Source organism: Streptomyces sp. MspMP-M5 (assembly GCF_000373585.1).
GTDB lineage: Bacteria > Actinomycetota > Actinomycetes > Streptomycetales > Streptomycetaceae > Streptomyces.
In genome coordinates this window covers 110,234-132,811 of sequence record NZ_KB891896.1, presented here as the reverse complement: position 1 = coordinate 132,811, position 22,578 = coordinate 110,234, and the positions used below count along the sequence as shown (strand labels likewise).

Annotated in this window: 17 protein-coding genes and 2 pseudogenes; 6 read left to right on the top strand and 13 right to left on the bottom strand. The window is 73.7% G+C overall.

Annotated elements, in window-relative coordinates; genetic code table 11:
• Positions 1-669: 669 nt before the first annotated feature.
• Entirely contained in the window at positions 670-1,887 is a 1,218-nt protein-coding gene (locus B073_RS0120290) for an ROK family protein (RefSeq protein ID WP_018539914.1), read from the bottom strand.
• Between the two features lie 206 nt (positions 1,888-2,093).
• On the opposite strand from B073_RS0120290, the gene B073_RS0120285 reads away from it, so the two are divergent.
• Complete coding sequence (locus B073_RS0120285; RefSeq protein WP_018539913.1) at positions 2,094-3,326, top strand: MFS transporter; 1,233 nt, start codon at positions 2,094-2,096, stop codon at positions 3,324-3,326.
• A gap of 162 nt (positions 3,327-3,488) precedes the next feature.
• Positions 3,489-4,238, top strand: coding sequence for a maleylpyruvate isomerase family mycothiol-dependent enzyme (locus B073_RS0120280; RefSeq protein ID WP_018539912.1), 750 nt, complete (start codon positions 3,489-3,491; stop codon positions 4,236-4,238).
• Positions 4,239-4,400: 162 nt separating this feature from the next.
• On the opposite strand, the pseudogene B073_RS40480 reads toward B073_RS0120280, so the two are convergent.
• A pseudogene (locus B073_RS40480) lies at positions 4,401-4,847 on the bottom strand (LuxR C-terminal-related transcriptional regulator); the annotation flags it as partial.
• Positions 4,848-4,934: 87 nt separating this feature from the next.
• Positions 4,935-6,215 carry a geranylgeranyl reductase family protein gene (locus tag B073_RS0120270; RefSeq protein ID WP_018539910.1) on the bottom strand — a complete coding sequence of 427 codons (1,281 nt, stop codon included), beginning with the start codon at positions 6,213-6,215 and terminating at the stop codon, positions 4,935-4,937.
• 186 nt (positions 6,216-6,401) lie between these two features.
• On the opposite strand from B073_RS0120270, the gene B073_RS0120265 reads away from it, so the two are divergent.
• The gene (locus B073_RS0120265; protein WP_018539909.1) at positions 6,402-7,760 is read left to right on the top strand and encodes a dipeptidase; all 1,359 of its coding nucleotides are present in this window, start codon (positions 6,402-6,404) and stop codon (positions 7,758-7,760) included.
• 555 nt (positions 7,761-8,315) lie between these two features.
• On the opposite strand, the gene B073_RS0120260 is transcribed toward B073_RS0120265, so the two are convergent.
• From B073_RS0120260 to B073_RS0120250, 3 genes are all read right to left on the bottom strand, one after another.
• Positions 8,316-9,350, bottom strand: coding sequence for an NUDIX hydrolase (locus B073_RS0120260; RefSeq protein WP_018539908.1), 1,035 nt, complete (start codon positions 9,348-9,350; stop codon positions 8,316-8,318).
• 290 nt (positions 9,351-9,640) lie between these two features.
• Entirely contained in the window at positions 9,641-11,710 is a 2,070-nt protein-coding gene (locus tag B073_RS0120255) for a serine/threonine-protein kinase (RefSeq protein ID WP_324608800.1), read from the bottom strand.
• A 127-nt stretch (positions 11,711-11,837) separates the two neighbouring features.
• On the bottom strand, positions 11,838-12,794 hold the full coding sequence (locus B073_RS0120250) for an ROK family protein (protein ID WP_018539907.1): 957 nt from the start codon (positions 12,792-12,794) through the stop codon (positions 11,838-11,840).
• 185 nt (positions 12,795-12,979) lie between these two features.
• Between B073_RS0120250 and B073_RS0120245 the strand changes: the two genes are divergently transcribed.
• A complete protein-coding gene (locus B073_RS0120245) occupies positions 12,980-14,017 on the top strand; it encodes a LacI family DNA-binding transcriptional regulator (protein ID WP_018539906.1) in 1,038 nt (345 codons plus the stop codon).
• Positions 14,018-14,483: 466 nt separating this feature from the next.
• Here B073_RS0120245 and B073_RS0120240 read toward each other — a convergent pair whose 3' ends face one another.
• From B073_RS0120240 to B073_RS0120215, 5 genes are all read right to left on the bottom strand, one after another.
• Positions 14,484-15,767 carry a DUF6986 family protein gene (locus B073_RS0120240; RefSeq protein WP_026247554.1) on the bottom strand — a complete coding sequence of 428 codons (1,284 nt, stop codon included), beginning with the start codon at positions 15,765-15,767 and terminating at the stop codon, positions 14,484-14,486.
• A 300-nt stretch (positions 15,768-16,067) separates the two neighbouring features.
• A complete protein-coding gene (locus B073_RS0120230; protein ID WP_018539903.1) occupies positions 16,068-17,030 on the bottom strand; it encodes an electron transfer flavoprotein subunit alpha/FixB family protein in 963 nt (320 codons plus the stop codon).
• A 149-nt stretch (positions 17,031-17,179) separates the two neighbouring features.
• Complete coding sequence (locus B073_RS0120225) at positions 17,180-17,968, bottom strand: electron transfer flavoprotein subunit beta/FixA family protein (RefSeq protein ID WP_026247553.1); 789 nt, start codon at positions 17,966-17,968, stop codon at positions 17,180-17,182.
• Between the two features lie 212 nt (positions 17,969-18,180).
• Positions 18,181-18,687, bottom strand: a complete 507-nt coding sequence (locus B073_RS0120220) for a flavin reductase family protein (protein WP_026247552.1) — start codon at positions 18,685-18,687, stop codon at positions 18,181-18,183.
• Between the two features lie 231 nt (positions 18,688-18,918).
• A complete protein-coding gene (locus B073_RS0120215) occupies positions 18,919-19,251 on the bottom strand; it encodes a TlpA family protein disulfide reductase (protein WP_018539900.1) in 333 nt (110 codons plus the stop codon).
• Between the two features lie 390 nt (positions 19,252-19,641).
• Here B073_RS0120215 and B073_RS0120210 point away from each other — a divergent pair, with 390 nt between their 5' ends.
• Positions 19,642-20,355, top strand: a complete 714-nt coding sequence (locus B073_RS0120210) for a lysophospholipid acyltransferase family protein (RefSeq protein ID WP_018539899.1) — start codon at positions 19,642-19,644, stop codon at positions 20,353-20,355.
• 9 nt (positions 20,356-20,364) lie between these two features.
• Here the strand turns inward: B073_RS0120210 and B073_RS0120205 are convergent, their stop codons facing one another.
• A complete protein-coding gene (locus tag B073_RS0120205) occupies positions 20,365-21,066 on the bottom strand; it encodes a B3/4 domain-containing protein (protein WP_018539898.1) in 702 nt (233 codons plus the stop codon).
• A 246-nt stretch (positions 21,067-21,312) separates the two neighbouring features.
• On the opposite strand from B073_RS0120205, the pseudogene B073_RS49310 reads away from it, so the two are divergent.
• Positions 21,313-21,381 (top strand): annotated as a pseudogene (locus tag B073_RS49310) (hypothetical protein); the annotation flags it as partial.
• Between the two features lie 81 nt (positions 21,382-21,462).
• On the opposite strand, the gene B073_RS0120200 reads toward B073_RS49310, so the two are convergent.
• Positions 21,463-21,798: a MerR family transcriptional regulator gene (locus tag B073_RS0120200; protein ID WP_018539897.1), complete on the bottom strand. Its 336-nt coding sequence runs from the start codon at positions 21,796-21,798 to the stop codon at positions 21,463-21,465.
• Positions 21,799-22,578: the final 780 nt, after the last annotated feature.

Sequence of the window (22,578 nt, the reverse complement as noted above, 5' to 3'; positions counted from 1 at the left end):
GCGGGGCGGAGGGGTCCCGACGGAAACCGATGGCTCCTTTGGAGCCGAGCTGTGACATCCCCTAAGGGTTCCCCCTCCGGGGGCGCTTCCCACGTTGTCGGCGCCCCCGCCGTAGGGTGCCCGCCCACGTTGTCGGCGCCCCCGCCGTAGGGGTTCGCCTTGGTGCGCCTGGCGGCGCCGATCCGCTGCGCGGTGCTGTTCGGCCGCGGTGCCGGGCCTCCGGGGCAGGGGGTGTGTCCGGACTGCTTCGCTTTACGTCCGGACACACCCCCTGCCCCGCAGACCCGTCCCCTCCCGTTGGGGGTCATAGAGACGGTGCGTGGGGGCCGGCCTGAGTGGTCCGGTGCGGGTCGCTGTCATCGACGGTCACCCCTCAGTCCAGAGCCTGCACCGGCCCACAGACGGATGGTGCAACCGGCCTGTAATCCGACCCCCAACGGGAGGGGACGGGCCGGAGGGGGTGGTGTGCCGGACGTAAAGCGAAGCAGTCCGGCACACCACCCCCGCAGGCCCGTCACCGCACCCAACAGCCCCGCGCAGCGGACAAGCAACGCGCCGCAGGCGCAACGGCAAGAACCCCTACGGCGGGAAAGCCGACAACGTGGGAAGCCAGCCAAGCGCAGCGGACCGGCCGACCACGTGGGAAGCAAAGCCAAGCGCAGCGAACCGTCAGCCGGCGCTGACCAACGGATCGTCAAGAACGGGCTGCCAGGCCAACTCGGCCGCGCCCACAAGGCTGTTGTGGTCCAGGGTGCAAGGGAGGATCGGAACCCCACCGCTGCGTCCCCACAGGCTGCGTTCGGCGACCACGGCGCGCAGGCGTTCCGGGTCGGCCTCGACGAGTGCGCGGTGCAGGCCGCCGAGGATGATGCGGTCCGGGTTGAGGATGTTGACCAGGCCGGCGAGGCCCAGGCCGAGGCGGTCGATGAGCAGGTCGGCGGCGGCGCGTACGCCCGGGTCGGCGTACTCGTTGCGGAGGAGTTCGCCTGCCTGGTGGACGAGCGAGACCTCCGGCCCCGGTTCGCGGCCGGCGGCGACGAGGAAGGCAAGCGGGTCGGCCTCGACGTCCAGGCAACCACGGCTGCCACAGTGGCAGGGTGCGCCCTCGGGGTTCACAGTGAGGTGCCCGACCTCCAGGGCGAGGCCCGAACTTCCGCTGTGCAGGCGGCCGTCGAGCACCAGCGCCCCGCCGACGCCCCGGTGGCCGGAGGCGACGCAGAGCAGGTGGCGGGCGCCGCGGCCGGCGCCGTGGCGGTGTTCGGCGAGCGCGCCGAGGTTGACGTCGTTGCCGGTGAAGCCGATCTTCTCGGTGACGCCGGGGATGCCGGCGTCGGCCAGCGCGCGCAGGAAGAGTTCGCGGACCGGGGCGCCCGAAGGCCAGGCCAGGTGGAGCGGGTTGAGCGCCTCGCCGTCCGGTTCGGCGACCGCGGAGGGCACCGCGAGCCCCGCGCCCAGACAGCGCCGGCCGGTCTCGTGCAGCAGGGCGGCGCCGGCCTCGACCACCTCGGCCAGGACGTGCGCCGGGTCCGCGGGGATGATGCCACAGCTGGGCGTAGTGGCGACGATCCGGCCGCCGAGGCCGACCAGGGCGGCGCGGTAGCCGTCGGCGTGGATCTGCGCGGCGAGCACGACGGGGCCGTTCTCGTTGACGGACAACCGGTGCGAGGGCCGTCCCTGGGAGCCCGCGGAGGCGTGCGGCCGGGAGTCGACGGTGATCAGGCCGAGCGCTTCGAGCTCGGCGGCCACCGCCCCCGCGGTCGCGCGGGTCACGCCGAGTTCCGTGGTCAGGACGGCGCGCGTGGGGGCGCGTCCGGTGTGTACGAGCTCCAGTGCGGGTCCGAGGGCGCTGCGGCCCCGCTCCAGCCTGGTTGTCCGAGTCTGGGTCACGCCTCTATTCTGGCTTTGTGCCGACGCTAAACAAAATACGCACGGCTTTGACCCGCAATCGGACCGATTCCCCTTCCACATACCTGAAATCCGCGATATCGCGGCGCAGCGGGGTGGGTGACGCCCCCCGCGCGGGACGTCACGTCCCGGCCGGGGCACGTACCGGTGGCGCGCCGGTCGTGCGCGTCGCGCCGCGACCTGGCCAGATGCGCGCCGCACTCACCGCGTTCTTCGCCATGGACGGCTTCCTCTTCGCCGGCTGGGTCGTACGGATCCCCGCGATCAAGGCGCAGACCGGCGCCGGCGCGGGCACCCTCGGACTGGCGCTGCTCGGCGTCTCCGTCGGGGCGGTGGCGTTCATGATGCTCACCGGGCGGCTGTGCCGGCGCTTCGGCAGCCATGCGGTGACCGTCGCCTCCGGTGCCGCGCTCGCGCTGAGCATCCTGCTGCCCCCGCTCGCCTCTTCGGCCACCGTGCTGGGCCTGGTACTTCTGGTGTTCGGCGCCGCGTACGGCTCCCTCAATGTCGCCATGAACAGCGCCGCCGTCGAGTTGATCGCGAGGTTGCGCCGTCCCGTGATGTCCGGCTTCCATGCCGCCTTCAGCCTGGGCGGGATGATCGGCGCCGGGCTCGGCGGCCTGGTCGCGGGCCGGCTCTCACCGTTCGCACATCTGCTGGCGTTGGCGGTGTGCGGGCTGCTGGTGACGGCCGTCGCGGGCGTCCCGCTGCTGCGGGGGCGTACGGGTGCGCGTACGGATACGGGCACGAGTGAGAGTGCCGGTGCAGGTTCTGCGATGGGGTCGCCGCCCTCTGAGGAGCACCGTGCGGCGGCGGCTCCGGAGCGGCGGCCGCAACGGTCCCGCGTCTCCGGGCGGACCCGCCGGCTCGTGTGTGTCTTCGGGCTGATCGCGCTGTGCACGGCCTACGGGGAGGGCGCGCTGGCGGACTGGGGCGCCCTGCACCTCGCCCAGGACCTGGCCGCCTCCCCGGGCCTCGCGGCCGCCGGCTATGCGGTGTTCGCGCTGGCGATGACCGCCGGGCGGCTGTCCGGGACGGCGATCGTCGAGCGCTTCGGTCCGGCGCGGGCCCTGGTCGCGGGCGGCACCACGGCGACGGCCGGGTTGCTGCTGGGGGCGCTCGCGCCGACCGCGTGGGGCGCCTGCGCCGGCTTCGCCATCGCCGGCCTGGGGCTGGCCAACATCTTCCCGATCGCCATCGCGCGGGCCGGGGCCGCCGGCGGGCCGGACGGGGTCGCGGTCGCGTCCACGATCGGCTACGGCGGCATGCTGCTGGGGCCGCCCGTCATCGGATTCCTCGCCGAGGTGTGGGGCCTGCCGGTCGCCCTGACCACGCTCGCGCTGCTGGCCGCGGTGGCGGCACTGGTCGCACACCTGACGCGCGGGGCACACCGGAGCGGAGCGGTCCCCTCCGGCGGCTGAGCGCCCCTGGGCACCAACTTCCGCCGCCCGAAGGTACGTTGTCGGCCGCGGCCCCGGGCTCCCGCCCAGTTGAGGTCATATTGGTGACGTGGCGGGTGTGCCCGGCCGGGGCGGGCGACCCGCCGGGGTCGGTTGTCAGTGGTGGCTGGCACACTCGGACGCATGGAGATCACTGAGTTCGTCGAAACCCTTCGGCTGGACGGCGGGCTGCTCGCGGACGCCGCCGACGAGGCCGGCCCCGACGCCCCGGTGCCGTCGTGCCCCGAGTGGCGGATGCGCGATCTGGTGCACCACATAGGGCAGGTCCACCGCTGGGCTGCGGCGTACGTGACCGAGCCCCAGGAGCAGCGGAAGCCGCTCCCGGAGGACCCGGTGCCGGGCGACGACGAGCTGGTGCCCTGGCTGCGCGAGGGCCATCACCGCCTGGTCGTGGCGCTGCACACCGCGCCGGCGGACCTGCGGACGTGGACGTTCCTGCCCGCGCCGTCCCCGCTCGCCTTCTGGGCGCGCCGGCAGGCCCATGAGACGTCGGTGCACCGCGCCGACGCCCAGCAGGCGGCCGGTGTCCCGCTCACCCCGCTGCCGGCGCGCTTCGCCGCCGACGGCGTCGACGAGATACTGGCGGGCTTCCACGCCGGCAACCGCAGCCGAGTGCGCCCGGACGTGCCGCGGAGCCTGCGGCTGCGCGCCATCGACACCCCCGACGCCGACTGGACGGTGCACCTCACCCCCGACGCACCGCCGCGCACGGTGCGGACGTCCGAAGCGGCCGGGGACGCGCCCGACTGCACGGTCGAGGGTCCGGCCGAGGAGCTGTATCTCGCGCTGTGGAACCGCCTGCCGTGGGACGGGCTGAAGATCTCCGGCGACCCGTCCCTGCCGAAGCTGTGGCAGGAGCGCGGCGCCATCTGATCCGTAGGGCCTGTAGGGGCCTGTAGTGGCCTGTACGGGCCCGCACTGGTCCGGACCGGCCTGCGGTGATCGGTAGGCCGGTACGGGCGGGCGGGCGGCGGGCGGTCGGCTCGGGGTGGGGACGGCTCGGGGTGGGGACCCGCCCGCCCTCCCCGCCGCTCCTCAGCCCAGCCAGCCGGGGCGGACCAAACCCGACTCGTAGGCCAGGACGACCAGTTGGGCGCGGTCGCGGGCGCCCAGCTTGACCATGGTGCGGCTGACGTGGGTCTTGGCGGTGAGCGGGCTGACCACCAGGCGGCGGGCGATCTCCTCATTGGAGAGCCCGATGCCCACCAGGGCCGTCACCTCCCGCTCCCGTTCGGTGAGGGCCGCGGCCGGTGCGGGCTCCTTGGAGCGGGCGGCGAACTCCGCGATCAGCCGGCGGGTCACCCCCGGCGAGAGCAGCGCATCGCCTGCCACCACCGCGCGCACCGCCCGCAGCAGCTCCTCCGGCTCGGTGTCCTTGACCAGGAAGCCGGAGGCCCCCGAGCGGAGCGCTTCACATACGTACTCGTCGAGTTCGCAGGTGGTCAGCATGACGACCCGGACGTCCCGCAGCGCGGGGTCGCGCCCGGCGCGGTGGCCGCGGCTACTCCCCGGGGAGTACGCGGGCCACCGGCCGCGGCCGCCGGCGGGCGCGCGACGCCGCCCGGCGCGTCACCGCCGTTCGGCCGCCGGCTCCGGGTCGCCGCTCTCCTCCGTCCGGGCGGCGGGCGCGGGCTCCCGGGCCGCCTCCGACCGGTCGACGACGTCCAGCGCGCGCCGGGCGACCGGATGCGTACGCACCAGCTCGGCGAGCGTGGCCGTACCACGGGTGATCTTCGCGAACGCCCGCCACGCGGGCCGGAATCCGGTCAGCGCGGCATGGAACATCCCCGGGCGGCGCGCGAAGGCGGCCAGCAACCGCCTGCCGACCCCCATCTCCACGCCCAGCCCGGCCTTGATCGCGAAGGCGTAGTTCAGGGCCTGGCGGCGGGCGTCGACCGCGTCGTGCGCCTCGGAGATCCGCACCGCCCACTCGCCCGCCAGCCGCCCCGAGCGCAGCGCGAACGAGATGCCCTCGCGGGTCCAGGGCTCCAGCAGACCGGCCGCGTCGCCGCAGACCAGCACCCGGCCGCGGGAGAGCGGGGAGTCGTCGGTACGGCAGCGGGTCAGGTGCCCGGAGGAGATCCGCGGTTCAAAACCGGCCAGGCCGAGCCGGCCGATGAAGTCGTCGAGATAGCGCTTGGTGGCCGCGCCCTCGCCCCGGGCGGAGATCACACCGACGGTGAGGGTGTCCCCCTTGGGGAAGACCCAGCCGTAACTGCCCGGCAGCGGGCCCCAGTCGAGCAGCACCCGGCCCGCCCAGTCCTCGGCGACCGTCGCCGGCACCGGGATCTCGGCCTCCAGCCCGAGGTCGACCTGGTCGACCTTGACGCCGACGTGCGCGCCTATCCGGCTCGCACTGCCGTCCGCGCCGACCACGGCCCGCGCCAGCACCACCTCGCCGTCGCCGAGCACCACCGCGACGGTCCGCCGGTCGGGGACGTTGCCGCCGTGCTGCTCGACCCGTGAGACGGTGACGCCGGTCCGCACCTGCGCACCGGCGTCCTTGGCGGACTCGACCAGCGCGGCGTCGAACTCGGGGCGGTTGATCAGCCCGAAGAGCGTGTGCTTGGCGCGCCGGGTGCGGCTCAGTTTGCCGTTGAGCGTGAACGTGACGGCGTGCACCCGGTCGCGCAGCGGAAGTTCGAAACCCGGCGGCAGGGAGTCCCGGGACGGGCCGATGATGCCGCCGCCGCAGGTCTTGTAGCGGGGGAGTTCGGCCTTCTCCAGGAGCAGCACCCGGCGTCCCGTACACGCCGCGGCGTGTGCCGCCGAGGCACCCGCGGGCCCCGCACCCACCACCACGACGTCCCACACCTGCTGGTTGCCCTCGGCTGCCTGCTCGCTGCTCACCTGTGCTTCCGCTCCCGTTCCCGTCCGATGCATGGCTGCGCGTACCGCCCCGCATCCTACGGGCCGCGTCCCGCCGGACCGCCTGTGGGAAGATCGGTGGTACGCACACCCGTACGTCCGGCCCGCCCGGCCCACCCCGCCGGACGTGCCGCACCTACCCGCCGTCGCGCCCACAAGGAGCGTTCCATGTCCGACAGCCCGCTCGCCCAGACCGTCGCCGCGCTGCAACCGCGCGCCAGGGCCGAGCTCACCGAGCTGGTGGCCTTCAAGTCGGTCGCCGACTTCGCGCAGTTCCCCAAGAGCGAGAGCGAGGGCGCCGCCCGCTGGGTCGCCGACGCACTGCGGGCCGAGGGCTTCCAGGACGTGGCACTGCTGGACACTCCCGACGGCACCCAGTCCGTCTACGGCCACCTCCCCGGCCCGGAGGGCGCGCCGACCGTCCTGCTGTACGCGCACTACGACGTCCAGCCGCCGCTGGACGAGGCCGCCTGGGACTCCCCGCCGTTCGAGCTGACCGAGCGCGACGGCCGCTGGTACGGGCGCGGTACCGCGGACTGCAAGGGCGGCGTGATCATGCACCTGACCGCGCTGCGGGCCCTCAAGGAGCACGGCGGCGTCCCGGTCAACATCAAGGTGATCGCCGAGGGTTCGGAGGAGCAGGGCACCGGCGGCCTGGAGCGCTACGCCGAGGCGCACCCCGAGCTACTGGCCGCCGACGCCATCGTCATCGGCGACGCCGGCAACTTCCGGGCCGGCCTGCCGACGGTCACCGCGACGCTGCGCGGCATGACGATGGTGCAGGTCCGGGTCGACACCCTGGCGGGCAATCTGCACTCCGGCCAGTTCGGCGGCGCGGCCCCGGACGCGCTGGCCGCGCTGATCCGGATCCTGGACTCGCTGCGCGCCGAGGACGGTTCGACGACGGTGCGCGGGCTGGCCACGGACGCCGCCTGGGAGGGCCTGCAGTACCCGGACGAGGACTTCCGCAAGGACGCCAAGGTCCTGGACGGCGTCGAACTCATCGGCACCGGCACCGTCGCGGACCGCCTGTGGGCCCGCCCCGCCGTGACGGTCCTCGGCATCGACTGCCCGCCGGTGGTCGGCGCCACCCCGTCCGTACACGCCTCGGCGCGCGCCCTGGTGAGCCTGCGAGTGCCGCCGGGCACGGACGCCGCCGAGGCCACCAAGCTGCTCACCGCCCACCTTGAGGGCGCCGCCCCCTGGGGCGCCCGGGTCACGGCCGAACAGGTCGGCCAGGGCCAGCCGTTCCGCGCCGACACCAGCAGCCCGGCGTACGCCGCCATGGCGGAGGCGCTGCGCGAGGCGTACGACGGCCAGGAGATGCAGACGTCCGGCATGGGCGGCTCGATCCCCCTCTGCAACACGCTGACCGCGTTGTACCCCGACGCGGAGATCCTGCTGATCGGGCTCAGCGAGCCGGAGGCGCAGATTCACGCCGTCAACGAAAGCGTTTGTCCGGATGAGCTCCGGAGGCTCTCGTTGGCCGAGGCGCTCTTCCTCCGGCGGTTCGCGAAGCGGGGCTGATCCCCACGTTGTCGGCTTCCCCGCCGTAGGGGTTCTTGCCGTTGCGCCTGCGGCGCGTTGCTTGTCCGCTGCGCGGGGCTGTTGGGTGCGGTGACGGGCCTGCGGGGGTGGTGTGCCGGACTGCTTCGCTTTACGTCCGGCACACCACCCCCTCCGGCCCGTCCCCTCCCGTTGGGGTCATGAAGACGGTGGGTGGGGGTTGGCCTGAGTGGTCCGATGCGGGTCGCTCATCATCGATGATCACCCATCAGTCCAGTGCCAGCACTGACCCACCGGGGCGCACCCCAACGCACCTCAATTCCACCCAACCCACGGGAGGGGACGGGTCGGAGGGGCAGGGGGTGTGTCCGGACGTAAAGCGAAGCAGTCCGGACACACCCCCTGCCCCGCAGGCCCGGCACCGCGGCCGAACAGCCCCGCGCAGCGGATCGGCGATGCCCCGCGCAGCGGACCCGCCCCGCGCAGCGGACAAAAGCAACGCGCCGCCAGGCGGCCACGGCGGGGGACCCGACAACGTACGGCGAGGCCCGCGCCGCCAGGCGCAAAAAAAGGGGCTTACCCCAACGGCACACCCGCCTCAAGGTGCAGCGGACACCCCCGCTCCCGCGCGCGAAGCGCCCACCGCAGACGGTTCCACCGTACCGGCGGCAGCATCGACTCCGCCTCGGATTCCGTGACGAAGCGCCAGGCGCGGAGTTCGGAGCCGGGGAGGAGGAGGTCGCGGATGCGGTCCTCGGTGAGGGTGCCGCCGTCGAAGAGGAGGCGGAGGCCGCCGAAGCCGGGCGGCTTGGGCGCTTCCCAGTCGAGGACCAACAGCCTTGGGGTGCACGGGAGTTGGATGCCGAGTTCCTCGGCGACCTCGCGCACGCCCGCGCGAGCGGGTGGCTCGCCCGGTTCCACTATGCCGCCGGGGAACTCCCAGCCGGGCTTGTACGTCGGATCGACCAGCAGCACGCGGTCCCGGTCGTCGAAGAGGAGCACGCCGGCGGCGAGGGTCTCCGCGGTGGGTTCGGGGGTCTGCACGATGTCGCAGGCGCCGGCTCCGGTGCGGACGGCCTCGGCGACCCGCTCGGCGGTCTGACGCGGCGTCAGCGTCGTGGTGTCCACGACGTGCGCGTCGTTTTCGAGCCAGCCCAGCGCCCGGGCGTAGGGCGCGAGGTGCTCCAGGCACCAGCGGCGTACGGAGGCGCTGCCCTCGGGGTCACCGGGGGTTTCCTCGCGGCGGGATATGCGCTCGCGCAGGATCGTTTCCTCCGCGTGGAGCAGAACATGCCGGACGGGAATCCGACGGGCGGCGAGGGAGCCGAAGATCTCGTCGCGGTACTCCTGGCGCAGCAGCGTCATCGGCGTGACCAGCGGGCCCGGCACCTCAGTGAGCAGTGCGGCCGCGGTGTCCACCACCATGCGCCGCCAGGACGGCAGGTCCTGGTAGTCGTCCACCGCCTCGAACCGCTTGGCCGGCAGCATCAACCGCAGCCCGCTGCCGAGGAGTTCGGGGTCGTAGAGCGTGCTTCCGGGAAGCAGGTCGAGCAATTCATGAGCCGCAGTGGTCTTGCCCGCACCGAACGTGCCGTTCAGCCAGACGATCACGGTTTCCCCTCTTCCCTAGACCCAGGTGAGTTGCCCGCAACACCCTGCCACGGAAACGCTCGGGACCACGGGCCGCGGGCAAGGCCGGGAACACCGCCTCTGGAACACACCGCACGGAGGATGCCGGTCCGCTTCCCCCGCCGCGAAGTCCCGGCAAACAAGCGCTCCCCCGCCCCTCCAGCACCGAAACCCCCACCCACGCACGGCGTGCGGCCGACCGGAGGCGGGGCGGTACGTCGCATATGCCGGAGTCCCGTGGGCCCCGGCGTACGGGGCGCGCCGCCCGCGGTTCAGCAGACCCGCAGCCCGGGCACCGGCTGGTCGTTCTCCCCGCCGGTGAGGTAGACGACGCTGATGTAGACGCCGGAGTTCCCGCTGTCGTCGTCGGTCTTGGCCCACCACACGTTGGTCCACTTCCCGGACGTCTCGCGACGGCCCAGCTTCGCCTGGCAGTAGAAGTAGTTGGTGCCCATGTTGAGGTGGCCGACCTGCTGGAAGGCGGCGGTGTACGAGGTCGCGGTCCGCCACACGGTGCAGTTGGCCTTGCCGCCGCCGATGTCGACGCAGGACGGTCCCTGGCTCGGCTCTCCGCCGCCGGTGCCGCCGCTGCCCCCGCCGGTACCGCCGGACCCGGACCCGCCGCCGGAGCCACCGGTCGTGCCGCCGTGCGCACCGCCCGCCGCGCCACCGTGCGATCCGCCGCCGGAGGCGCCGCCGTCCGCGCCTCCCTGGCCGCCGCCCGCGGCCGCTCCGCCGGTCTGGCCGCCCGGACTGCCGCCCGGGCCACCGGGCTTGGGGCTCCCGGACGCGGAGGCGTCGCCCGCGGGGGTCGTCGCGCCGGACGGCGACGGGCTCAGGGCCTTGCCGTCGCCGCCCTTCCCGGCGGACACGCTGGGCCGGCCCGCCGCGGACGAGCCGGCCGGCGCCGCCGGCGGCCGGCCGGCCGCGGTGTCCCGGTCGCCGGAGCCGCCGCCGACCAGCGCGTAGGTGAGCCCACCGCCGCCGGCCAGCACCGCCACCACCGCCGCCACGGCCAGCAGCACCCGGCGACGGCGACGGGCCGGCAGCCGGGCGGTGTCGCTGTCCGTGCCGCCCGGATAGGGGTGCGGGCCGGTGGCGCCCATCGAGGAGCCGGCCGCGGTGGCCGACGGATCGTGAGCGGCCGGCCCCTGCGGTGCGTACGGGGCCGGGGGCTGCGGGGTGACACCCCCCTGGGCACCGGGGCCGCCGAGCCAGCCGACCGGAGCCACGCCGGCGCCCGCGGGACCGGGCACCGGCCCGGCCCCCGCGGTCACGTCCGTCGCGGTGGGCGCGTACGGCAGGCCGGACGGGGCGGGCGACGGCGGGGCGGGCGGCGTCACGCCGGGGTCACGGCCGTCGGCCACCGCCCGGAGCATGCTGCGGGCCTCGGCGGCGGACGGGCGGTCGGCCGGGTTCTTGGCCATCAGGGCGTGCAGCACGGGCGTCAGCGGACCGGCTCGGCGCGGCTCGGGCAGCGGTTCGGTGACGATCGCGGTCAGCGTGGAGTACACCGACGTGCGGCGGAACGGCGCGGTGCCGCCCTCGACCGCCGCGTACAGCGTCATGCCCAGCGACCAGATGTCCGAGGCCGGGGTGGGGTCCATGCCCTGGGCGCGCTCGGGCGGCAAGTAGTCGAGGGAGCCGACGAGTTCGCCGCTGCGGGTGATGTTGGTGGTGGCGCCGTCGCCGGGGGCCTCGACGCTGGCGATGCCGAAGTCGGTGAGCACCACCCGGCCGGTGCGGTCGAGCAGGACGTTGCCCGGCTTGACGTCGCGGTGCAGCACGCCCACCTGGTGGGCGGCGGCCAGCGCGTCCATCACGGCGGCGCCTACGCGGGCGATCTCCCGGGGTTCCATCGGCCCGTGGTCGCCTACGGCGTCGTCCAGTGACGGCCCGTCCACCAGCTCCATGACGATGACCGGGCGCCCGTCCTCCTCGATGACGTCGTGGACGGTCACCACGCCGGAGTGCCGGATCCGGGCCGCGGCCCGCGCCTCGCGCTGCATCCGGGTCCGCAGGTCGGCGAGTTCCGGAGCGGAGGCGTCCGTGTAGGCCCGCAGGACCTTGAGGGCGACCTCGCGGCCCAGCACCTGGTCGTCGGCCCGGCAGACCACGCCCATCCCGCCGCGGCCGATCCGGCCGGTGACGCGGTAACGGCCGCCCAGCACCCGCCCGGTCAGGTCGTCGTCGGCACCGCGCCGGGGCCCGCTGCGGGAGGCCGCCCGCGGCACCCCGCCGGCCGCGCCGCCCGGCTCCCGGCCCGCCGGTCCGGGGCCGTTCGCACCGCCCGCCACACCGGCCTCGTCCGCCCCGCGCTGCTCGTGCTCCCCCGAAGTCACCGTGCCGATCCCCTCGCTACGCATCCATGCCCCGCCGCGGCCGGTACGTCCCGGCGCCGGGAGCGCCGCGCCGCGGCCTCAGGCGGCCGGCACCAGACTACGGGGCGGAGGGGTGCGACCGATGCCCCTATGGAGCAGGGGCGAACGCATCGAGACGGGACTGTTGCGCGGCGGCCGCGGCGGCACCCACCACGCCGGCATCCGTCCCCGTCTGCGCGGGGACCACGGTCAGCCCGGAGACGAACGACAGCGTCGCATAGTCCCGCAGAGCGGAGCGCAACGGGGCGAACAGCACCTCGCCGGCGCCCGCGACCCCGCCGCCGACGACCGCTATGTCGATCTCGACGAGGGTGGCGGTGGCGGCGATCCCGGCGGCCAGCGCCTGACCGGCCCGGGCGAAGGAGCGCAGCGCGACCGGGTCGCCGGCGTGCGCCGCGGCGGCGACCGCGGCGGCGCTGGTGTCCCCGTCGGGGCCCGGCCGCCAGCCGTCGGCCAGCGCCCGGCGGGCGATGTTGGGGCCGCTGGCGATCCGCTCCACGCAGCCGCGCGCCCCGCAGGGACACGGGTCGCCGTCGAGGTCGACGCTGATGTGCCCGATGTGGCCCGCGTTGCCCGAAGGCCCCGGATGCAGCCGCCCGTTGAGGATCAGACCGCCGCCGACCCCGGTGGAGACCACCATGCACAGCGCGTTGTCGTGGCCGCGCGCGGCGCCCTGCCAGTGCTCCGCCGCGGTCATCGCGACCCCGTCGCCGACCAGCGTCACCGGGAGCTCCCCGACCAGCGCCCGCACCCCGGCGACCAGCGGAAAGTCGCGCCACCCGGGGATGTTGACCGGGCTGACGGTGCCGGCCGCGGCGTCCACCGGGCCGGCGCTGCCGATGCCGACGGCCGCCACCCGCGCCCAGTCCGGCCCGGCGGCCAGCTCCCGGACGACCTCGGCCACCGCACGCATCACGGTGGCGCCGTCCTGGTCCGCGGGGGTCGGCCGGGCGGCCCGGACGACGAGTCTGCCCTGCGCGTCCACCAGAGCGCCGGCGATCTTGGTGCCGCCAATGTCCAGCGCTGCGCTGAGGTCCGTCTGCATCGGTGTCGAATTCTCCTGGTGGGCCCGGGGGGCCGGGGGTCCGGCCCGGCGTGAGAACGCCAGTCTTCCGACATTTGACAACGTTGTCCAGGGGCTATGCTCGTCGCCACACGACGGTCCGGCCGCGCGCCCCGTCCGTCCGCGCGCCGGCACCGCATACGCCCCCTCCAGACAGGACCCCACACGTGACCGAGACCGCCCGCGGCACCTCCCATCGCTACGGCACCCGCCCCACGATGAAGGATGTCGCGGCGCGCGCCGGCGTCGGCCTGAAGACCGTCTCCCGGGTGGTCAACGGCGAACCGGGCGTCACCCCGGACACCGAACGCCGCGTCCAGGAGGCCATCACCGCGCTCGGCTTCCGCCGCAACGACTCCGCCCGGATCCTGCGCAAGGGCCGCACGTCCAGCGTCGGTCTGGTCCTCGAAGACCTCGCCGACCCCTTCTACGGCCCGCTCAGCCGCGCCGTGGAGGAGGTCGCGCGCAGCCACGGCGCCCTGCTGATCAACGGCTCCAGCGCCGAGGACCCGGCCCGCGAACAGGAACTGGTGCTGGCGCTGTGCGCCCGCCGGGTGGACGGGCTGGTCGTCATCCCGGCCGGCGACGACCACCGCTATCTGGAGCCCGAGATAGCCGCCGGCGTCGCGACCGTCTTCGTCGACCGCCCGGCCGGCCGGATCGACGCCGACGTGGTCCTCTCCGACAACTTCGGCGGTGCCCGGGCCGCGGTCGCCCACCTCATCGCGCACGGCCACCGCCGGATCGGCTTCATCGGCGACCAGCCGGGCATCCACACCGCCAAGGAGCGGCTGCGCGGCTACCGCACCGCGATGGCCGAGGCCGGTCTGCCGGTCGCCGACGCCTGGGTCGCCCCCGGCTCCACCGCCCCCGACCGGGTCCGCGCCGCGGCCGCGGCCATGCTGACCGCCCCCGAGCCGGTCACCGCCCTCTTCGCCGGCAACAACCGCGTCACCGTCACCGCCGTCCGGGTCCTGCGCGACCACCCGCGCCCGGTCGCCCTGGTCGGCTTCGACGACTTCGAACTCGCCGACCTCGTCCACCCCGCCATCACGGTCGTCGCCCAGGACGCGGCCCACCTCGGCCGCACCGCCGCCGCCCTCCTCTTCCGCCGTCTCGACGGCGCCGACGAACCGCCGAAGCGGCTGGAGATCCCCACGCGCTTGATCGCGCGGGGGTCCGGTGAGATCCGGCCCACCGGGTGACGCCCCACGTGGTCGGCTATCCCGCCGTGCGGGTTGCGGTTTTCCGCCTTCGGCGGAGGGGGGGTGTCGGGCGGGGGCGCCCGCTGGGTGGTGGGTGCCGGGTGCGGTCCTCCGGGGGCGGGTTTCCGGACTGCTTCGCTTTACGTCCGGAAACCCGCCCCCTCCGGCCCGCCCCCTCCCGTGAGTTGGGCGCCCCCGCCCGGTGGGGGTGGCGGAAGAGGGCCGGAGCGGGGTGCTGCTTGTACCTCTTCTCCCACCGGGGCGGGGCCCCGTCCGCGTACGGGAGGGGGCGGTGCCGGAGGGGTGGGTGCTCGGACGTCAAGCGAAGCAGTCCGAACACCCACCCCGGAGGCACCGAACCCGGCACCCACCACCCAGCGGGGCCCCGCCCCGACAACCCCTCCGCCGAAGGCGGAAACCCCACCACGGCGGGACAGCGGGCAACGTACGGGACGCACCCGCCGCGTCAGCCAAGCTTCGCGGGACGCCCCGCCAGCCGGTCAAGTTCCGTCCGCGTCAGCCCCGTAAGGCGGGCGACCTCGTCGGTGTCGAGGGCGCCGCAGTCGAGGCCGCGGAGGAGGTAGCCGCTGAGGGCCTTCGCGGTGGCGGGCTCGTCCATGACGTCGCCGCCGGCCTTGGCCACATAGGCGGCGAGCCGGGCGGCGGCCTTCTCCAGGCCCTCGCGGTAGAAGGCGTAGACGGCGGCGTAGCGGGTCGGCAGGTGGCCCGGGTGCATGTCCCAGCCCTGGTAGTAGGCGCGGGAAAGGGCGCGGCGGGTCAGGCCGTGGTGCAGCCGCCAGGCGTCGTGGACCTGGGCGGTGGGGCCGACCGGCAGCACATTGGTGGAGCCGTCGGAGACCCGGACGCCGGTGCCGGCGGCGGCGACCTGCATGACGGCCTTGGCGTGGTCGGCGGCGGGGTGGTCGCTGGCCTGGTAGGCGGCGCTGACGCCGCAGGAGGCGCTGTAGTCGAAGGTGCCGTAGTGGAGGGAGGTGGCGCGGCCCTCGGCGGCCTCGATCATGCGGGCGACGGTGGCGCGGCCGTCGGCGCCCAGGATGGCCTGGGTGGTCTCGATCTGGATCTCGAAGCCGATCCGGCCGGGCGCCAGACCGCGGGCCTTCTCGAACGCCTCCAGCAGCCGGACCATGGCGGTGACCTGCTCGGCGTAGGTGACCTTGGGGAGGGTGAGCACCAGGCCGTCGGGGAGTCCGCCGGCCTCCATGAGGCCGGTGAGGAAGATGTCCAGGGTGCGGATGCCGCGGTCGCGGACGGCGGCCTCCATGCACTTCATGCGAATGCCCATGCAGGGCGCGGCAGTTCCGTCTCCGTAGGCGGCTGCGACCAGGGCGGCGGCGCGGGCGGCGGTCTCGTCCTCCTCGGCGTCGGACCGCGGGCCGTAGCCGTCCTCGAAGTCGATCCGCAGGTCCTCGACGGGCTCGCGCTCCAGCTTGGCGCGGACCCGTTCGTAGACCGGGCCGGCGAGGTCGTCGGGGAGGCCGAGGACGGCCGCGAGCGCGCCGGCGTCGGGGGCGTGCTCGTCGAGCATGGCGAGTGCCTTCTCGCCCCAGGAGCGGATGGTGCCGGCGGTGAAGGCGTCGCCGGGGACGTAGACCGTGTGGACCGGCTGGCGGGTGCCGGGGTCGCCTGGGTAGCGCCGCGCCAGATCGGCGTCCACCTCGGCGAGAGCGGCTCCGATGCCCTCGCGTACGGTGTCCGCGAGGCTCGTCGCCACGGTCTCCTGCTGCCCCATTTCGGTACCCTCCCGGTGCTTGTGCCCGCCGCCGTCACCGACCCCGAGCATTTCCGCTTAACGGAATCAACAATCCGTATAGCGAAGCTAACGGTGTCGGTAGGCGAGGTCAACACCTTCCCCGCCGTGGCGACGCAGGTCACCGGCCCGCCGCGGACCGACGACTCCATGGCGCCGCCCGCACGGCGGGACCGGGGCCCGGGGAGCGCGACCGCCCCCACGGCCGAAGGCCCCGTACGCAGTTGACGTACGGGGCCTTCGGCCATGCGGTGTGCGCGGGCCGTGGCGGGCCCGGCCGGGTCAGCCCTTGCGGGTCTTGACCTCTTCGGTCAGCGCCGGGACGACGGCGAAGAGGTCGCCGACCACGCCGTAGTCGACCAGGTCGAAGATCGGCGCCTCGGCGTCCTTGTTGATCGCGACGATGGTCTTCGAGGTCTGCATACCGGCACGGTGCTGGATCGCGCCGGAGATGCCGGCCGCGATGTACAGCTGCGGCGAGACCGACTTGCCGGTCTGGCCGACCTGGTTGGTGTGCGGGTACCAGCCGGCGTCCACCGCGGCGCGCGAGGCGCCGACGGCCGCGCCGAGCGAGTCGGCGAGCGCCTCGATGACCGGGAAGTTCTCGGCACCGTTGACGCCGCGGCCACCGGAGACCACGATCGCGGCCTCGGTCAGCTCCGGGCGGCCGGTCGACTCGCGCGGGGTGCGCGAGACGATCTTGGTGCCCTTGGAGGCGTCCGCGACGGTCACCGCGAGCTGCTCGACCGCGCCGGCGGCCGGCGCGGCCTCCGGTGCGGCGGAGTTGGGCTTGACGGTGATGACCGGGGTGCCCTTGGTGATCCGCGACTTGGTGGTGTACGAGGCCGCGAAGACCGACTGGGTGGCCACCGGACCCTCGTCACCGGCCTCGACGTCCACGGCGTCGGTGATGATGCCGGAGCCGATCCGGACGGCCAGGCGGGCGCCGATCTCCTTGCCCTCGGCGGAGGACGGCAGCAGGACGGCGACCGGCGACACCGCGTCGTGGGCGGCCTGCAGCGCGTCGACCTTCGGGGCGACGAGGTACTCGGCGAACTCCGGGGCGTCGGCGGCCAGGACCTTCACCGCGCCGTGCTCGGCGAGCACGGGGGCGGCGGTGTCCACGCCGGCGCCGAGGTGCACGGCGACCGGCTCACCGATGCGGCGGGCGAGGGTGAGCAGTTCGAGGGTGGGCTTGCGGACGGCGCCGTCCACGTGGTCGACGTAGACAAGGACTTCAGCCATGGGAATTGCTCCTGCGAGAAGAGTGCGGGCGAGAGGAGGAGGACAGGCGGTTCCGACGGACCGTCAGATACGGGCGGAGAGAGGGGAGTTGACCCTCGACCCGGCCGCCGCGGCGGTCCCGGCCCGGGGTGGCGCCCCGGGCCCGCGGCTCAGATGAACTTCTGGCCCGCGAGGAACTCGGCGAGCTGCTTGGCGCCCTCGCCCTCGTCCGTGACGATCGTGCCCTTGGTACGGGCCGGGCGCTCGGTGGCCGACTCGACCTTGGTCCAGGCACCCTCCAGGCCGACCTCCTCGGCCTCGATGTCCAGGTCCTCCAGGTCCAGGGTCTCCAGCGGCTTCTTCTTGGCCGCCATGATGCCCTTGAAGGAGGGGTAACGCGCCTCGCCCGACTGGTCGGTGACGGAGACGACGGCCGGCAGCGCGGCCTCCAGCTGCTCGCTGGCGGTGTCGCCGTCCCGGCGGCCGGTGACCTTGCCGTCGGCGACGGCGACCTGGGAGAGCTGGGTCGCCTGCGGGACACCGAGCCGCTCGGCGAGCAGTGCGGGCAGCACGCCCATGGTGCCGTCGGTGGAGGCCATACCGCAGACTACGAGGTCGTAGCCGGTCTTCTCGATGGCCTTGGCGAGCACGAGCGAGGTGCCGAGCGCGTCGGTGCCGTGCAGGTCGTCGTCCTCGACGTGAACGGCCTTGTCGGCACCCATCGACAGCGCCTTGCGCAGCGCGTCGGTGGCGTCCTCGGGACCGACGGTCAGGACCGTGATCTCCGCGTCGTCGTCGTTGGCTTCCTTGATCTGCAGGGCCTGCTCGACGGCGTACTCGTCGAGCTCCGAGAGGAGGCCGTCCACGTCGTCCCGGTCGACGGTCAGGTCCTCGGCGAAGTGCCGGTCGCCGGTGGCGTCGGGCACGTACTTCACACAGACAACGATCCTCAAGCTCACGCCGGCTCTCCTACCTGCTTCGTCTCTTCAGAACTGCCTTGTGCTGGCAGCATAGGCGCCTCACGGGGCGGCTCCCGGTCGGATACGGATCCCCGCGCCGACCGCCATGTTACTCGCTAGTACATACACTCTGTCGCCCTGAATCAAGGCCGTCGAAATGTGACCTTCCCAACGGCTCCGACGGGGCGACGCAGCAGGTCCGGAGGAACCCGTCAGTCCCGCAACGCGTTGAAGCCGCCCTGGTGGTAGAGGAGCGGCCGGCCCGGGCCGGTGGGGTCGCCGGCGACCGGCTCGGCGAGCACGATCCGGTGGTCGCCGGCCGGGATCCGGGCGACCACCCGGCACACCAGCCAGGCCACCACGCCGTCCAGCAGGGGCACGCCCTCGGGCCCGGTGCGCCAGGAGGTGGCCGGTCCGAACCGGTCGGCGCCGCTGCGGGCGAAGGTGGCGGCCAACTCCTCCTGGTCCTCGCCGAGGAGGTGGACGCCTATGTGCGCGGCCTCGGAGACCACGGGCCAACTGGAGGCGCCGGTGCCGATACCGAAGGAGAGCAGCGGAGGTTCGGCGGCGACGGAGGTGAGCGAGGTGGCGGTGAAGCCGACGGGGCCGGGACCGGCCGCGGTGATCACCGCGACGCCCGCGGCGTGCCGGCGGAAGACGGAGCGCAGGAGTTCCGGGGAGGCGGTACGGGCCGTGTCCAGTTCGGGCGAGACCGTCATGGAGTTGTCCTTCTGCTGTGGGCTGCGAGCCCGGGCGGGGCCGCCGGCGGCCGAACGGCGGGCGGCGGCGGTGATGTCGTCGCTGCTCACACGCCGGGACAGCGCGCGCTGGCGGTCCGCTGCAGATCGACGTGCGCGCGTCCGTACAGAAGAAGGAAGATGCCTGGCCGCATGACGTCAGGCTGACGACGCGTGACCCACAGCGTCAAGTGGCGCCCGGAATCTGGGAGATCAATCACGGACCGCCGCCCCCAGTGCCGCTATGACGTCGGCCTTGCGCGGCTGTCCCGCGGCACGGCGGACGACCGCACCGTGCCTGTCGAGCACCAGCACCGTCGGCGTGCGGAGGATCTCCAGCCGGCGCACCAGCTCCAGACGGTCCTCCGCGTCGATCTCGACATGGGCCACGCCCTCGACCATCCCCGCGACATCGGCCAGCACCCGCCGGGTGGCCCGGCAGGGTTGGCAGAACGCACTGGAGAACTGGACGAGGGTCGCCCGCTCCCCCAGCTCCGCACCGATCTCCGCGGCCACCAACCGCGCCTCGTCGCCCCGCTCGCCCACCTTCGTCCTTCCGTCCCTGCGACCGACGAACCCGCCCGCCGCCCCGTCGCCGCCCCGCTTCCGCGCCCCTTCCCAGCATGCAGCGTCCCCAGGACCGCAAAGATTCCCGCCCACACACCACCACCGCACTCCACGCTCTCCACGAGAGCCCACCGCACAACGACCTGCCGCGTGACGCCAACACCGGACGCACCCCTCCCGACACCGCCCGCGACCTGCTGCTTTCCCTCCCCCGCCGCTCCCACGTGACGAGAATCTCCCGCCGGGAGGCGCCCACCCGCTGGCCGCCGACAGCGAACATCGGGCACGATCTCCCGAGCCGCAGAGTTACCTCTGCGTAGGTTTCCGCCGGGAGAACCCTCCCCAGGCACAGAGAAGGGGTCCCCGGACATGGCCGAGTTCGTCTACCCGCCCGTCATCGGCGCCGCCCGTACGCTCTTCAAGACCATGGACCTGAAGTTCGACGTGGCCGGCACGGAGCACATCCCGCGGCGCGGCGGCGCGGTGCTGGTGAGCAATCACATCGGCTATCTGGACTTCGTCTTCTGCGGGCTGGCGGCCCGCCCGGCCAAGCGGCTGGTGCGGTTCATGGCCAAGGAATCGGTCTTCCGGCACAAGGTGTCCGGGCCGCTGATGCGGGCCATGAAGCACATCCCGGTGGACCGTACGCAGGGCACCCACGCCTACAAGCACGCGCTCTCCGCGCTGCGCTCCGGCGAGATCATCGGAGTCTTCCCCGAGGCGACGATCTCCGAGTCGTTCACCCTGAAGAACTTCAAGTCGGGCGCGGCACGGCTGGCCCAGGAGGCCGGTGTCCCGCTGCTCCCGATGGCACTGTGGGGCACCCAGCGGCTGTGGACCAAGGGCCACAAGCGCCAGCTGGGCCGCCACCACTTCCCGATAACGATCCGGGTGGGCGAGCCGGTGGCGGCCGATCCGGCCGACCAGGCCGAGAAGATCACCGACCGCCTGCGGGCCCGCGTCCAGGACCTCCTGGAAGCCGCCCAGCGCGCCTACCCCGTACGCCCCCGGGACGCCGAGGACACCTGGTGGATCCCGGCCCACCTCGGCGGCACGGCCCCGGCCCCCGGCGGCGGCGCGTAACCCTCCGGGTCACTCCCGGCCCTGGACCTCGCCGACCTCCACCCGCGCTCCCGGGCAGAGCTTCTCCAGCGCCTCGGCGAGTTCGGTGCCGGCGGCCCGCAGCGCGTCGAACGTCATCGGCGCCATCCGCTCCAGCAGGAAGAGCGCGTTCACCGACTCCTCGGTGAGCCGGGTGCGCACGCCCTGCCGCCAGTTCCAGCGCCGGCAGGTCACGCCCGCGTCGTCGCACCAGACGACCTCGCCCGCCTCGGGGTGCTCCACGGCCTCCGCGCCACCGGCGGCGGTGGCGAACGGCTCGTCCCCCGTGGCCCGGACGAGCCGCATCTCCCCCTGGATACGGTCCAGGTCCTCACCGCCCACCGGGACGAGATGGGCGACGCTGATCGCGTTGTAGACGTCGACCAGGCGGTTGATGCGCGGCAGCCCGCCGTCGGTGAGGGCACGCCGGGCGAGCGCCTCGGCGGAGTTGCGGGTGCGGGAGGGCTTGCAGCCGAACGCGGTGTACGCGGCGCGCCAGGCGGCGACGTGCGGGTCGTCCTGCGGCGCCCGCCCGCCGAGCCGCTCGGCGAGCCGCCGGGCGGCGTCGTCCAGCAGCGCCGAACTGGCCTCGTCGCTGGGCCCGTTGCGCAGTCCGTGCGCCTCCACGGCGAGGTACCCGTAACCGGGCGCGAGGGAGCGGACTTCGTCCGCGACGTGCAAAGTGGTGATCATGCGCGCGAACCTCTGAGATCTTTTGGCGGCAGCGTCTTCCGGGGGCGCGGCCGGTCGGCGGCCTCCGCCCTGCGAGGCATTGGAGCACGCCTGCGCCCCGTCCAGCAAATTGCACCTGGCGGTGCAGTGTATTCGACCGCCGTCCGTGCGTTGTCGGCTTCCCGCCGTAGGGGGCTTGCCGTTGCTTTTGCGCCGGCGCGCATTGCTTGTCCGCTGCGCGGGCGATTCCGCTGCGCGCGTTGAAATGTCCGCGACACCCGTAAGACGACGCCGGGCCTGCGCGCCCTGGAGAAGTACGCGGTGCGCTGCGGCGGCGCGACGCCGCTCGACGAATCGCCGTTGGAGACCGTGCCCCCGCCTTCGAGTGCTCCGTCTCGTTCGACAGTCGAGCGAGGCTCAGGCCGAGGGCTCAGGCCGGCCGTGACTGCGGAGTTCTTCGTTGATGCGCTGGGCTTCCTCAAGCTGATCCTCGAGGATGATGATGCGGCAGGCGGCCTCGATGGGCGTACCGGAGTCGACGAGTTCGCGAGCCCGGCCGGCAATACGCAGCTGGTAGCGGGAGTAGCGGCGGTGGCCGCCTTCAGACCGCAGCGGGGTGATCAAGCGGTGCTCACCCAACGCGCGCAGGAAGGCCGGCGTGGCACCGAGCATCTCGGCAGCCCGGCCCATGGTGTAGGCGGGATAGTCGTCGTCGTCGAACTTGTCGGCAGGGCGGGTACTGCGAGGGGGCATAGACCTCTTCTTCCGGGGACGCATCGAGGGGCCCGAGCGCCAAATGGCGCCCGGGCCCCGAGCTTTCAACACCATCTGCCGGCTGACTGCACCGGCCTTCTTCTTCCGCAGGTCCACCCGCGAGGGCGGGGCTGCGGGGATCGCGGTTGTGTGACCGGGGACCACCTTCCAATCCGGGGTCTGCGGTACCCAGGCGGACATCGTCCCGACCCCGGGCGATCCTGATGGCGTTCTGCTCCTTACCTCTTCGATCTTTCTGCACTGGCTGGTGACACGGTACTGCTGTGCGGCCCCTTGGGCCGCTCGGCCCGGCAGCCAGCGGAAGAACCCACCACTTCCGGCTCCACCGCTCCGCTGCCGGGCCCCTCCTGCATTGACCTGCTTGCACGGCAGTTCGTCTCTGCCGCGCCCTTCTGACTTCCGGGTTACGCAGAAGACGTTAGCCCCCGCCGACACCAATGTCTACTCCAGCAACTACAGATTTTCTGCAGTGTCGGCCTGCATGATTCTTCCTCTGATGCATCCGGAAGGGTTACCCGTCTCGTTGAGGTCCTGCGCTGCGGGCACAAGCCTGACTCGGTGGCGCAACCCACAGGCGGAGGTGTTCTGCGCATGAGTGTCCCGCCTCCGGCCGGGGGTGCCCCCACGTTGTCGGCGCCTCCGCCGTAGGGGGTCGCCTTGTTGCGCCTGGCGGCGCTTGGCTGTTGTCCGCTGCGCGGGGCATCGCCGATCCGCTGCGCGGGGCTGTTGGGTGCGGTGACGGGCCTGCGGGGCAGGGGG

Excerpts from the sequence above, each read along its gene's own strand:
- B073_RS0120220 (WP_026247552.1), bottom strand. The coding sequence starts at position 18,687 with ATGACGGTCTCGCCCGAACTGGACACGGCCCGTACCGCCTCCCCGGAA.
- B073_RS0120230 (WP_018539903.1), bottom strand. The coding sequence starts at position 17,030 with ATGGCTGAAGTCCTTGTCTACGTCGACCACGTGGACGGCGCCGTCCGC.
- B073_RS0120285 (WP_018539913.1), top strand. The coding sequence starts at position 2,094 with ATGCGCGCCGCACTCACCGCGTTCTTCGCCATGGACGGCTTCCTCTTC.
- B073_RS0120280 (WP_018539912.1), top strand. The coding sequence starts at position 3,489 with ATGGAGATCACTGAGTTCGTCGAAACCCTTCGGCTGGACGGCGGGCTG.
- B073_RS0120250 (WP_018539907.1), bottom strand. The coding sequence starts at position 12,794 with ATGCAGACGGACCTCAGCGCAGCGCTGGACATTGGCGGCACCAAGATC.
- B073_RS0120200 (WP_018539897.1), bottom strand. The coding sequence starts at position 21,798 with ATGCCCCCTCGCAGTACCCGCCCTGCCGACAAGTTCGACGACGACGAC.
- B073_RS0120265 (WP_018539909.1), top strand. The coding sequence starts at position 6,402 with ATGTCCGACAGCCCGCTCGCCCAGACCGTCGCCGCGCTGCAACCGCGC.
- B073_RS0120210 (WP_018539899.1), top strand. The coding sequence starts at position 19,642 with ATGGCCGAGTTCGTCTACCCGCCCGTCATCGGCGCCGCCCGTACGCTC.
- B073_RS0120240 (WP_026247554.1), bottom strand. The coding sequence starts at position 15,767 with ATGGGGCAGCAGGAGACCGTGGCGACGAGCCTCGCGGACACCGTACGC.
- B073_RS0120205 (WP_018539898.1), bottom strand. The coding sequence starts at position 21,066 with ATGATCACCACTTTGCACGTCGCGGACGAAGTCCGCTCCCTCGCGCCC.